The sequence below is a fragment of the Maribacter aquivivus genome, assembly GCF_900142175.1.
Lineage (GTDB): Bacteria > Bacteroidota > Bacteroidia > Flavobacteriales > Flavobacteriaceae > Maribacter > Maribacter aquivivus.
In genome coordinates this window covers 2271164-2284355 of sequence record NZ_FQZX01000001.1, presented here as the reverse complement: position 1 = coordinate 2284355, position 13192 = coordinate 2271164, and the positions used below count along the sequence as shown (strand labels likewise).

General features: G+C 34.6%; 10 protein-coding genes. 8 read left to right on the top strand and 2 right to left on the bottom strand.

The window, feature by feature from the left end; all coding sequences use genetic code 11:
- The first annotated feature begins 79 nt into the window (after window positions 1–79).
- The 8 genes from BUC31_RS09680 (at window position 80) to BUC31_RS09650 (ending at window position 11134) form a co-directional block, all read left to right on the top strand.
- Window positions 80–574 (top strand): hypothetical protein, encoded by a 495-nt coding sequence (locus BUC31_RS09680; RefSeq protein ID WP_073243442.1) that lies wholly within the window; start codon window positions 80–82, stop codon window positions 572–574.
- Between the two features lie 31 nt (window positions 575–605).
- A complete protein-coding gene (locus tag BUC31_RS20300) occupies window positions 606–752 on the top strand; it encodes a hypothetical protein (RefSeq protein ID WP_170861941.1) in 147 nt (48 codons plus the stop codon).
- Window positions 753–830: 78 nt separating this feature from the next.
- Window positions 831–1406 (top strand): cob(I)yrinic acid a,c-diamide adenosyltransferase, encoded by a 576-nt coding sequence (locus tag BUC31_RS09675; protein WP_073243440.1) that lies wholly within the window; start codon window positions 831–833, stop codon window positions 1404–1406.
- A gap of 134 nt (window positions 1407–1540) precedes the next feature.
- Window positions 1541–1765 carry a DUF2795 domain-containing protein gene (locus BUC31_RS09670; protein ID WP_027064442.1) on the top strand — a complete coding sequence of 75 codons (225 nt, stop codon included), beginning with the start codon at window positions 1541–1543 and terminating at the stop codon, window positions 1763–1765.
- A gap of 216 nt (window positions 1766–1981) precedes the next feature.
- On the top strand, window positions 1982–5341 hold the full coding sequence (gene secA, locus BUC31_RS09665) for a preprotein translocase subunit SecA (RefSeq protein WP_073243438.1): 3360 nt from the start codon (window positions 1982–1984) through the stop codon (window positions 5339–5341).
- Between the two features lie 312 nt (window positions 5342–5653).
- Window positions 5654–6874 (top strand): sensor histidine kinase, encoded by a 1221-nt coding sequence (locus tag BUC31_RS09660; RefSeq protein WP_073243436.1) that lies wholly within the window; start codon window positions 5654–5656, stop codon window positions 6872–6874.
- 113 nt (window positions 6875–6987) lie between these two features.
- Window positions 6988–9507: a M14 metallopeptidase family protein gene (locus BUC31_RS09655; protein WP_073243434.1), complete on the top strand. Its 2520-nt coding sequence runs from the start codon at window positions 6988–6990 to the stop codon at window positions 9505–9507.
- 79 nt (window positions 9508–9586) lie between these two features.
- Complete coding sequence (locus BUC31_RS09650) at window positions 9587–11134, top strand: amidohydrolase family protein (RefSeq protein ID WP_073243433.1); 1548 nt, start codon at window positions 9587–9589, stop codon at window positions 11132–11134.
- Between the two features lie 167 nt (window positions 11135–11301).
- On the opposite strand, the gene BUC31_RS09645 is transcribed toward BUC31_RS09650, so the two are convergent.
- Window positions 11302–11559, bottom strand: a complete 258-nt coding sequence (locus tag BUC31_RS09645) for a hypothetical protein (protein WP_073243431.1) — start codon at window positions 11557–11559, stop codon at window positions 11302–11304.
- A 274-nt stretch (window positions 11560–11833) separates the two neighbouring features.
- On the bottom strand, window positions 11834–13189 hold the full coding sequence (locus BUC31_RS09640; RefSeq protein WP_073243429.1) for a DEAD/DEAH box helicase: 1356 nt from the start codon (window positions 13187–13189) through the stop codon (window positions 11834–11836).
- Window positions 13190–13192 lie beyond the last annotated feature (3 nt).

Here is a 13192-nt window from a genome sequence, read left to right as displayed (position 1 = left end):
AGAATCAAATACAAACTCAAAAATCAAACTCAAGTTCAATGACAATCTTTACTTTTGCCAAAATTTGAAAAAGTAACTAGTGTTTCGTTTTATATCTCATATTAAATTTCTTCTTACTTCTAACAATCAGCACGGAATTCATTCCCCTTTCGTGTATGATTATATTACCAAGTGCCTTTATCAGAAAAAGGAATTAAAGCTTCCGGCAACCTTAAAGGTGCTTATTAAAAGTATTGCCTATTTTAAATATGATTCCATACGTCTAATAGGAGATTATAAAACATCCGAAGAAATTTTAAAACAACACTTTACAACTATTTCAATAATAGAAAATAATGCCGACATTATTGTTTGTAGCATATCTGACCTTAGCGATACTAATTTAGATATCAACAATTTATCAAATGATTGCATGCTACTCTTAGATAATATACATACCAATAGTAAAAATTTTAAAACCTGGACACAACTTACAGAATTAAAGCATGTTCGCGTTTCTATAGATATGTTTTATTGCGGAGCTCTATTTTTCAGAAAAGAACAAGTAAAGGAACATTTTAAAATACGGATATAAACCAGTAATTTTAGGCTAAAGCAAATTTTTAATGAGCAGTAATACTATTTATATTACCCTGGGTGTCGTTTTCGCTATTTACTTAGCCATACGCATTACCAGTAAAGGTAAATCTAGCGAGCGAAAATCAAAAAAGTTCATGGGAGATTACGAACGCAAGGACAAGAAGGAGAATTAATTATTCAGATCTTATATCACAATAATTCTCACTATTTATATTAAATAAACTACACCTCTACTTTCTACAATTTATAAAATGAAAATATATACCAAAACAGGAGATTACGGCACTACCGGACTTTTTGGAGGCACCCGTGTACCTAAACATCATATTCGTATAGATAGTTATGGTACGGTAGATGAATTGAATTCTTGGCTAGGTCTTATTCGTGATCAAGACATCTCCCCTATTTATCAACAACAACTAACCTCTATTCAAGAGCATTTATTTGCTGTAGGGGCTATTTTAGCTACGGATCCAGAAAAAGAAATACTCAAAAATGGTCAAGAACGATTGAAAATAACAAAGGTAGGCACTACTGAAATCAATTTTTTAGAACAAGTCATAGATGAAATGGATAGCGAATTACCGCCTATGACTCATTTTATTCTTCCGGGTGGTCATACAACAGTGTCATACTGTCATATTGCCCGTACGGTTTGCAGAAGAGCCGAACGAATTTCAACTTTATTATTTCAAACAGAGCCATTTGATAAAAATGTACTATCTTTTATCAATAGGCTTTCAGATTATCTTTTTGTATTGGCACGAAAATTGTCTTATGATTTACAGGCGGATGAAATAAAATGGATTCCTAAAAAAAAGGACTAATAATTCTGTAATTTATTCGTTATCAATAAACAAATGCAAAAAAAGTACGAGATAAATATGAAATTTATTATTAATTTCTTTGCTGTCTCAATTTAAAAATTACTTTTGCAAAAAATTAAAATTAAATAATTACTATGTATTGGACATTAGAATTAGCATCTTATTTAAGTGATGCACCTTGGCCGGCAAGTAAAGATGAGTTAATAGATTACTCCATCAGAACTGGAGCCCCTCTTGAAGTCGTAGAAAATTTACAATCTATGGAAGAAGAAGGTGGCGAAATATATGAATCTATCGAAGAGATCTGGCCTGACTATCCAACGGAAGAAGACTACCTCTGGAACGAGGACGAATATTAATATTCGATATCATAATAACTACAAAAAAGTCTCTTCGGAGGCTTTTTTTTTATGTAATTTTGGCAGGTTATTAGGTTAAACTGTCCAAATATCAAGACTGGAATACCTTTTGCTCTTAAACAGCATCGATTATAATTGTCGAATATAAAATATTTTGAAAGCTATTCTTGCTAGAATAATAGTCAGAAAAGCTTCAATTCTAATAGTTTAAAATATATGAGTTTCATTAATTCCATCCTAAAGGCATTCGTTGGTGATAAATCACAAAAAGATGTAAAGGAATTACAGCCTTTAGTAGACCAAATAAAGTCATTTGAATCGAAGTTAGAATCCCTTAGTCATGATGAACTTAGGCAGAAAACAATAGAGTTCAAGAAGGCTATTCAAGAATCTATTAAAGAGAAAACAGATCAAATTAGTGCTTTAGAAGAAGAGGTTAAAAACTCTACTGATATTGACAAAAACGAGGAACTTTACACAGAAATAGATAGATTAAAAGAAGAATCTTATACCATTTCTGAAGAGACCTTAAATAAAATACTTCCTGAAGCTTTTGCTGTTGTGAAGGAAACTGCCAAGCGTTTTGCAAATAATGAAACTTTAGAAGTGACAGCTTCTGAATATGACAGAACTTTGTCAGGTTCAAAAGAATATGTCACTCTTGAAGGCAGCAATGCTATTTGGAAAAATTCTTGGGATGCCGCAGGTAAAGAAGTTACTTGGGATATGGTACATTATGATGTACAACTTATTGGTGGTATTGCCATGCACCAAGGTAAAATTGCAGAGATGCAAACTGGTGAAGGTAAAACCCTTGTTGCTACCCTTCCGTTATATTTAAATGCTTTAAGTGGTAATGGTGCTCATTTAGTAACCGTTAATGATTACTTAGCAAAAAGAGATAGTGCTTGGATGGCACCTATTTTTCAATTTCATGGACTATCTGTAGATTGTATAGATTACCACAGACCAAATTCTGATGGCAGACGTGCAGCGTACAATGCAGATATTACTTATGGTACTAATAATGAGTTCGGATTTGATTACCTGAGAGATAATATGGCGCATACACCAAAAGATTTGGTACAACGCCCACATAATTATGCAATGGTAGATGAGGTAGATTCAGTTTTGGTCGATGATGCTCGTACACCATTAATTATTTCTGGTCCGGTACCAGAAGGTGATCGTCATGAATTTAATGAACTAAAACCAAAGGTTGATGAAATTGTAAGAAAGCAACGTCAGCATTTAACGGGTGTATTAGCAGAAGCTAAAAAATTAATAGCAGAAGGCGATACTAAAGAAGGTGGTTTTCTTTTGCTACGCGTATATCGTGGGTTACCTAAAAATAAAGCCTTAATAAAATTCTTAAGTGAAGAGGGAGTAAAACAATTGCTTCAAAAAACTGAGAATTATTACATGCAAGACAACAATAGGGAAATGCCAGTTGTTGATGAAGATTTGTTGTTTGTAATCGATGAAAAGAACAATCAAATAGAATTGACCGATAAAGGGGTTAATTATATTTCTGGAGAAAACGATAAAGATTTCTTCGTAATGCCAGATATTGGTGGAGAAATTGCCAAGATTGAAAATCAAAATCTTGAAATTGAAAAAGAAGCTGAACTTAAAGAAGAGCTTTTTAAAGATTTTACTATTAAAAGTGAACGTATACATACCATGAGCCAATTATTAAAGGCTTACACCCTATTCGAAAAGGATACGGAATATGTGGTAATGGAAAATAAGGTAATGATTGTTGATGAGCAGACCGGTCGTATTATGGACGGTCGTAGATACTCTGACGGTTTACACCAAGCAATTGAAGCAAAAGAGAATGTAAAGATCGAAGCATTAACTCAAACTTTTGCAACGGTTACATTACAGAACTACTTTAGAATGTACAGCAAACTTGCTGGTATGACAGGTACTGCTGTAACTGAAGCTGGCGAATTCTGGGAAATCTACAAGTTAGATGTAATGGAAATCCCAACTAACAGACCTATTGCTAGAGAAGATAAAAATGATCTTATCTACAAAACTAAAAGAGAAAAATACAATGCCATTATTGAGGAAGTAACCAAAATAAGTCAATCAGGCAGACCTGTATTGATCGGTACAACCTCTGTTGAAATCTCAGAATTGCTTTCTAAATTATTAAGTGTTCGTAAAGTACCTCATAATGTATTGAATGCGAAACTTCATAAGAAAGAAGCAGATGTAGTTGCTGAAGCTGGTAATGCAGGTATTGTAACTATTGCAACCAACATGGCTGGTCGTGGTACCGATATTAAGTTGTCTGATGCAGTTAAGAAAGCAGGCGGACTAGCAATCATAGGTACAGAAAGGCATGATTCTCGTCGTGTAGATAGACAGTTAAGAGGTCGTTCTGGACGTCAAGGTGATCCAGGAAGCTCTCAATTCTACGTTTCGTTAGAAGATAACCTAATGCGTTTATTCGGTTCTGACAGGGTTGCTAAGATGATGGATAAAATGGGCTTGGAAGATGGCGAGGTTATTCAGCATAGCATGATGACCAAATCTATTGAGCGTGCTCAGAAAAAAGTAGAAGAGAACAACTTTGGTGTACGTAAGCGTCTTTTAGAATATGATGATGTTATGAACGCGCAACGTGAAGTTGTATACAAAAGAAGACGTCATGCTTTACAAGGCGAGCGTTTAAAGCTAGATATTGCCAATATGGTCTATGACACCTGTGAGGTAATCGTAGAAAGCAATAAAGCTGCAAGTGATTTTAAGAATTTAGAATTTGAATTGATCAAATACTTTTCTATTACATCGCCTGTAGATGAAGCTGAATTTGGTAAAATGACCGCTCAAGAAATTACCGGAAAAATTTATAAGGCAGCTTACACGTATTATAATGATAAGATGGAACGTAATGCAGCAGCAGCTTTCCCTGTAATCAAAAAGGTACATGAAGATAATGCCAATAACTTTGAGCGTATTGTAGTTCCTTTTACTGACGGCATTAAAAGCTTGAATGTAGTAACGAATCTTCAAGAAGCATATGATAGTAACGGTAAACAATTGGTTACTGACTTTGAGAAAAATATCTCATTGGCTATTATAGATGATTCGTGGAAAACACATCTTCGTAAAATGGATGAGTTAAAGCAATCGGTACAATTAGCGGTTCACGAGCAAAAAGATCCTTTATTAATTTATAAGTTCGAAGCATTTGAACTTTTTAAATCGATGATCGAACAAGTAAATAAAGATGTTGTGTCTTTCTTATTCAAAGGAGAATTACCTTCTGAAAACCCTAATGCGATTCAAGAGGAAAGAAACGTTCAACCTAAAGAAAACTTACAGACGTCAAAAGAGGAAATTCCTAATAGTGATGAGTTAGCTGCACGCAGTAGAGCAGTAAGTCAAAATCAGGCTGAACGTCCTTCAGTTACTGAAACCATTACTAGAGAACAACCAAAAATTGGAAGAAACGAGCGCGTAACGATTAAAAATGTTATGAGCGGTGAAAGTAAAACGGTAAAGTTCAAACAAGCTGAACCACTTTTACAAAACGGTTCATGGGTGTTAACTCAAGATTAAATTATACATTAATATCAGAATTAAAAAGGCATCCGATTGGATGCCTTTTTTGTTTACTGTTTCTAAACAGCTATAACTAAACGAAATAGAAAACCATTAATAATTGAATCCTTTTTCAAGATTATTTACTGAATTGCCCATTTAACAGTTCATTTAATATTTTAACCAATATTTAGGCAAAAAAAATATATAATTCAGAAAAATAATACTCGTTTTTATCATACTAAAGCAGAAAATACTAGCATAATGATAAAAACATAATTAGATTTACATTACGTAATTCGTATATTTTATAGTACCTAAATAATATCTATGCCCGGATTTACCATTGACAAGGAACGTCTTCAGGATAAAACCAAACTTTTTTTAAGGGTAAATTATGCCACTAGCATTATCTCCATCCTTTTTGGAGCTTTATGTTATTTCATTTTGAACATAACCCAAGTAATACCTTTTTTACTTGTTGGCTTTGCAATATTGAATATTATAAACATTTTATATTTCAAAGTTCATAAAAACATAGTACCTACTTTTAATTTTTCATCTATTATAGGTTTAATTACCGCTGTAGTAGTAACCGTTTATAGTGGCGGAATTAATAGCCCGTTTATATTCATGATTCCGTTAATCGCATTTGGCGGATTCATAAATAGTACTAGGTACGGTAGGGTGTATTTTAATATCATAATTGTACTGATTCTTCTAGTTTTTACACAGTCCATACCTGAATTACGTATTACAGAAAATTTAGTTCCAGAAGAATCAAGCTCAATATTTAGTCTTGTATCTATACTTTTTGCTGTATTTATTTTAGGAAACACCTTAGGCAAAACTCTTCTAAAAACGTATAATTCCATGTATAGTTCAAAAAAGGAATTGTCAAATCAAGTACATGAAAAACAGAATCTATTAAAAGAAGTACACCATAGAGTTAAGAACAATTTACAGACCGTTTCTAGTTTATTAAGCCTACAATCTAGAAATATTGAAGCAGGACCAATGAAAGGGCTTTTAAAGAGTACTCAGAATAGAGTAATTGCCATGGCTATGGTACATGAAATGCTATATATGCGTAATGACATAAGCCACATTGAATACAAATCTTACGTACAAGAATTAAGCGAATATTTAATTCGCTCGATAAAAGGAAATGATAATAATGTAGATTTAATAATTGATATTCCTGATATAAAATTAGGTATTGACACCGCAATCCCATTAGGTCTCTTAATTAATGAAACGTTGACTAATGCCTTAAAATATGGTATTGAAAGCGATAAAGAAGGGGCTATCAGTATTAAGCTACAGAAAGATGCTGCTCAAGAAAATTGTTATATTCTAGAGATTGGTGATAATGGCATTGGCTTTCCAGAAACCATTAATTATAAAAACACTAAATCTTTAGGTTTAAAATTAATACACAATCTTACGCGACAATTAAGAGGAACTATACAACGTGATGAAGCCAAGAAAGGGACTAACTACATTATACAGTTTCAAGAAATAAAGCAACAATTATCTCCAACAGCGTAAATTAATTAATCAATTTTTATCACTATCATAATAATAAATGCGAAGCATGGAAATGCTAGCTAATCTTTATAGTAATACCTATATTTAAGCGACTAACGTTCAAACCACGCTTAATGATCAAAAAATTACTACTATTGGTATTCCTTTATGGGAGTACCATTTCGGCACAAGATTATTTCTACCAAAAATTCCAACCTTTCAATTCTGAAATACCATCTCCTGAAGCATTTTTAGGTTACGGTATAGGTGAACACCATACAAGACACGATCTTATTGTGGCTTATCTTGAAAAACTAGCTGAAGTCTCAGACAGGGCATCAATAGCAGAGTATGGCAGAACACATGAGGGACGTAAATTAGTTATGCTAACCATTACCGCTCCAGAAAATCTAAGCAACCTAGATCAACTAAAAGAGGAACATTTAGCTTTTACAGACCCTAAAAAATCAGTTTCCAATTATGGCGACGTTCCAATCTTCATTAATCTAGCATACAATGTACATGGTAATGAACCTTCAAGTTCAGAAGCGGCATTACTTACAGCTTATACATTTGCTGCTTCAGAAAATCCTGAGATATTAAACTACTTAAAGAATGCTGTTATCTTTATTGACCCAACCATTAATCCTGATGGTCGGGACAGGCACACACAATGGGCAAACACATACCAAGGAAGTCCTGAAGTAGCAGACCCACAAGATGTTGAACATAATGAGTATTGGCCAATGGGAAGAACAAACCACTATTGGTTTGATCTTAACAGAGATTGGTTACTAGCAATAAATCCAGAAAGTAGAGGTAAGTTAAATTGGTACCACCAGTGGTACCCAAATGTTGTTACAGATTTTCATGAAATGGGTACGCAAAGTACCTATTTCTTTGAACCAATGAAAACAAATGCCTCATATGACCCTATAATGCCTAAAGAGAATTATGAAGATTTAAACACTCTTTTTGGTAATGCATTTTCTAAAAGTTTAGATAGCATAGGATCTCTTTACTTCACCAAAGAAGTTTTTGATGGCACCTACCCTGGTTATGGATCCTCATACCCTGACCTACAAGGTGGTCTTGGTTTATTATTTGAGCAAGCAAGTTCTAGGGGTCATAGACAAACTACAGCATTTGGAGAAATAACGTTCGCTTTTACTATTAGAAACCAATACGTTTCTGGAATAACAACGGTAAAAACAGCAGTTAACAACAAAGAATACATGCGTAAGTATCAGCAAAAATTCTTTAAAAGTGCCTTAACCAACGCTGCTAAAAGTAAAGTTAAGGGCTATACTTTTGGTGATGTCCATGACAAAAACAGAACAAAAGCATTTATAGATAAGTTATTGCTACATAAAATAGACGTTTATCGTTCTGGAGATTCATTTACGGTACCTACACAGCAGCCGCAGTACAGAATGGTACAAACCATGTTTGAAACGTATGAGAAGTACAGAGATAGTGTTTATTATGATGCCTCTGCATGGTCGGTTGCTAACTTCTATAATATGAAATACAAGTCGGTAAACACACTTAACCTTGGCGATAAAATTACTGAAACAAAAAACTTGATTTCTATAAGTCCTGTTCAAAAATCTGACTATGCGTATGTAATGGACTGGGATGATTACAATGCACCTGCCGCACTTGTCTATTTACAGAAAAAAGGTATTGTAGCTTCTTCTGCAGCTAAGCTATTTAGCATAAAAACTAAAACCGATACTAAAAAGTTTAATTATGGTGCTGTCTTAGTTCCTGTTAGTCTACAAAAAGAAGATGCAGCTGCAGTGTACAAAAGTATTGAGGAAGCACAAGAAAAATTCGAAGTGCCTATTTACGCAGTAGATTCTGGTCTTAGTTTAGAAGGTGTAGATTTAGGAAGCGGCAATATTTCGCCAATTAAAAAAACAAGGGCTGTAATGTTGATTGGAGATGGCGTAAGTTCTTATGAAGCAGGGGAAGTTTGGCATTTGCTAGATACTCGTGTTCACATGCCTATTACTAAAATACCAATGCGCAATTTCAACAAGATAAGTTTAGACAAGTACAATACCATGGTTATGGTTTCTGGAAAATATAACCTTACTGAGAAACAAATGTCCAAAATTAAAGATTGGACCAGTAAGGGAAATACCCTTATAACTATTGGCTCAGCTAGTAAATGGGTAATTGAGAAAAAATTAGTAAAAGAAAAACTTACCAAAACGGAAAAAGATTCAACTGAACTCGCTGTAAGAAAACCATATGTAGATGCCCGTGAAAATATTGGCAAAGAAAGTCTTGGCGGGGTCATTTTAAACGTTGATTTAGATATTACCCACCCATTAGCTTATGGGTATAGAGATAGCAGCATTCCTGTTTATAAAAACAACTCGGTTTGGCTATCCCCTAGTAAAAACTCGTATGCTACAGTTGCTAAATATTCTAAAAAACCACATATAGATGGGTTTATTACTGAGAAGAATATGCAAGAAAAAATATTAAACTCAGCATCTCTTATTGTTAGTAAATTAGGCAGTGGTAGAGTAGTTCTTTTTGCAGACAATCCCAATTTTAGAGGATCATGGTATGGTACCAATAGATTGTTTTTAAATGCACTTTTTCTTGGAGACAAGATAAAAGTACCTTCTGAAGATTAACATCAATTCACTAATAATTAATTCATACAGCAAAGTGATAAAAATAAAAGCACTAGTACTATTGGTTTTTGTCTTTTTAATGACAACACCCATATACGCACAATCATTAGAAGGCGATGGTCCACATTCTCAATTGATAATTAGAGGTGTAATGCTCATTAACGGTAATGGAGCGCCACCACAAGGACCGATAGACATTGTAGTAGAGAACAATATCATTAAAGAAGTAAAAGTTGTTGGTTACCCTGGTGTAGCTATTGATGACGCTAAAAGACCACAACTAAAAGCAGGTGGTAAAGAATTAGATTGTACAGGAATGTATCTTATGCCAGGCTTTATAGATATGCACACCCATATTGGCGGCGACGCCCAAGGTGCAGACCCAGATTATGTATTTAAACTTTGGATGGCCCATGGTGTAACTACCGTACGTGAAGTAGCAGGAAGAGGTATTGATATTGCTTTAGATTTAAAACGCAAAAGTGAGAAAAATGAAATCATAGCTCCGCGTATTATCTCATATACTGCTTTCGGGCAAACAAGCCAATCATTCAATCCGTTAAACGATATTCCTATTTCTACTGCAGAACAGGCAAGAGAATGGGTACGCGCTAATGCTAAAAAAGGAGCTGATGGTATAAAGTTCTTCGGAGCTGAGCCTGCAATTATGGCGGCAGCACTTGATGAAAATAAAAAATTAGGATTAGGATCAGCATGCCACCATGCACAAATGAGTGTTGCAAGATGGAATGTACTACATTCTGCCAGAGCAGGTCTAACCTCAATGGAGCATTGGTACGGTTTACCTGAAGCTCTGTTCGATGACAGAACCGTACAAGATTTTCCGTTAGACTATAACTATCAAAACGAACAAGATCGCTTTGAAAATGCAGGAAAATTATGGGAGCAAGCTGCAGAACCTTATTCTGAGCATTGGAATAATGTAATGAATGAATTATTGGCCCTGGATTTCACCATGGATCCAACTTTCAATATTTATGAAGCTAGTAGAGATTTACAGCGCGCTAGAAGAGCAGAATGGCATGAAGATTATACATTGCCTTCTTTATGGGAATTCTATCAGCCCAGTAAGGTATCTCATGGTTCTTATTGGCATGATTGGGGTACAGAGCAAGAAGTTGCTTGGAGAAACAATTATAAACTGTGGATGACCTTTATCAATGAATATAAAAACAGAGGTGGTAGAGTAACAACGGGATCAGATTCTGGATTCATTTTCCAACTATACGGTTTTGCGTATATACGAGAATTGGAACTTATGCGTGAAGCAGGTTTTCATCCTTTAGAAATTATACAATCGGCAACATTAAATGGAGCTGAAGCATTAGGTCTGGATGACAAATTAGGTTCTGTGACAATCGGCAAATTGGCAGACTTTGTCATTGTTGAGGAAAATCCGCTTCAAAACTTCAAAGTACTATATGGCACTGGAGCTATAAAACTGACCGATGATAATGAGGTGGTTCGTGTGGGTGGCGTAAAATATACCGTCAAAGATGGAATCGTTTATGATTCTAAGGCATTATTGGCAGATGTAAAAAGACAAGTAGATGAGGCTAAAGCTAAAAGTAACTATACTATTAAGCAGCCTGGTATAAAGAACTAAAACTTACGTTTGTTTACCGGCACTTTAATTGGACGCACTTTTTTTTCGTTTTTTGAAGTAAAAGCAATAGTTGCAATAACAATAAGTGCTGGTATTATAATAGAAAGTAACATCATAATCAAAAATTTATAAAGTGCTTAATTGCACCTTATTATATAGAGCAAAGACTATGCCAACTTACCGTATGACTTCTTTGTAGCAAATGCTAATTCTTTATTAACTCTAGCATTTTTGTATCTGTATAAACGTGCTATTGACGTTTCATCAGTAATTGTAATCGTTTTCTCGTTGCTAATATCGTCATGGCTATCAACCAAATCAATACCCACTTCAGTAGCGTTAACTTTATCATCTGTTTGGGGAGTTTGTGCTAATGCTAATGCGCCAGCGAAAATTATTATTAGTAAGGTTACAAGTGCTTTCATATCGTAATGTTGAACAATGTAAAAGTACTTTGAGGTCTACTATTAAGCATCTTGACCTCGCTAAACTGCTATAATTTTCGGCTAGTGTAAAAATCTATGATGAATCGACAAAAAGTGTCGACGAACGGTTTTTGATCAAAAAACACCACACCGACTTGGTGTGTATTTCATCGGTAATTTAAGTTTGGACCTGAATGGTCGTTAGCTCAAAACTGAGCAATATCAGACAGCTTTGCTACCAAAACAAAGCTTCAAAATAAAGAAATAAGTGGGTTTAAAATTTGTGTCTTCCGCGCTTACCGTAATTCTTATCGCCACGAGTTTTAGATTTCGTGTATTTCTTTTTAATAATACGCTTATACGAACCACCTTGATTTTCCTTTTTATTCTTGTCAGACTTTTCATGAAAACTAGCTCCACGTTCGTCTTCATTAATATTTAAAGGATTCTCGTGCTCTCTATGTTTAGGTTGCTCGTCAAAAGTAAGTTGAGTTGCAATTTCAACATCATTAGGTAGTGGCAATAAATTAACTTTATGCGACATTAAATCTTCAATGGCATCTTTAGCTTCTTCTTCTTGCTCTGTATATAATAATATAGAAGTACCTTCTTTCTCTGCCCTACCCGTTCTACCGATTCGGTGCATATAGTTTTCCGGAAATTTAGGCGTATCAAAATTTATAACGTGAGATATCTCTTGTAAATCCAATCCACGAGCCATAACATCGGTAGTAACCAAAATACGGTTCTTACCTTCATCAAACTGATTAATAGATCGTAGTCTGTAATTCTGTGTTTTGTTGGAATGTATAATACATATTTCTTCACTAAAAAATTCTGCCAATTCTTTAAAGAGTAAATCGGCACTACGCTTGCTTGATACAAATACTAACACCTTGTGGTACGTTTCTTCATTTTGCAATAAACTGACCAACAAATTTACTTTCGTATAAAAGTTAGGTGTGGCGTAACCGTATTGGGTAATATTCTCTAGCGGAGTTCCACTAACGGCAATCGCAATTTTCTGAACACCGGTAAAAAAATCAGTAATAAACAACTCGATATCATCAGTCATCGTGGCCGAAAACATAATATTCTGTCTCTTCTGTGGTAAAAGCTCAAAAATATTTACGAGCTGAAACCTAAAGCCTAAATCTAGCATTACATCGACCTCATCAATAACAAGTTTCTTTACTTGTTTTAACTGAACGGCCTTTGTTAGAATCAAATCATACAATCTTGCAGGTGTTGCTACAAGAACATCTGTACCTAATGCCAAAGCCTCTTTTTGGCGCAACATACTTTTACCACCAAATACACCAAGAACACGAATGCCTGCATATTTAGCTAGTTTTTCTGCTTCTTCTACAACTTGTACCACAAGTTCACGCGTGGGTACTAGAATAATTACCTTAGGATGAATTTCTTTAGAAAAACTCAGCGTATTTAAAATAGGAAGTAGGTAAGCAAATGTTTTACCTGTACCCGTCTGGGCTATACCAACAACATCGCTACCACTCATTACAATAGGGAAAGCTTTCTCTTGAATTGGGGTTGTATTTTCGAAACCTAAATCAGCCAGAGCTTTCTCTAAATTTCTAGAAATCTTTAAATCGGTAAACAACGCCATAAC

Coding starts and splice junctions, on each gene's coding strand:
- BUC31_RS20300 (WP_170861941.1), top strand. CDS start 606: ATGAGCAGTAATACTATTTATATTACCCTGGGTGTCGTTTTCGCTATT.
- BUC31_RS09675 (WP_073243440.1), top strand. CDS start 831: ATGAAAATATATACCAAAACAGGAGATTACGGCACTACCGGACTTTTT.
- BUC31_RS09670 (WP_027064442.1), top strand. CDS start 1,541: ATGTATTGGACATTAGAATTAGCATCTTATTTAAGTGATGCACCTTGG.
- secA (WP_073243438.1), top strand. CDS start 1,982: ATGAGTTTCATTAATTCCATCCTAAAGGCATTCGTTGGTGATAAATCA.
- BUC31_RS09660 (WP_073243436.1), top strand. CDS start 5,654: ATGCCCGGATTTACCATTGACAAGGAACGTCTTCAGGATAAAACCAAA.
- BUC31_RS09655 (WP_073243434.1), top strand. CDS start 6,988: ATGATCAAAAAATTACTACTATTGGTATTCCTTTATGGGAGTACCATT.
- BUC31_RS09650 (WP_073243433.1), top strand. CDS start 9,587: ATGACAACACCCATATACGCACAATCATTAGAAGGCGATGGTCCACAT.
- BUC31_RS09645 (WP_073243431.1), bottom strand. CDS start 11,559: ATGAAAGCACTTGTAACCTTACTAATAATAATTTTCGCTGGCGCATTA.
- BUC31_RS09640 (WP_073243429.1), bottom strand. CDS start 13,189: ATGGCGTTGTTTACCGATTTAAAGATTTCTAGAAATTTAGAGAAAGCT.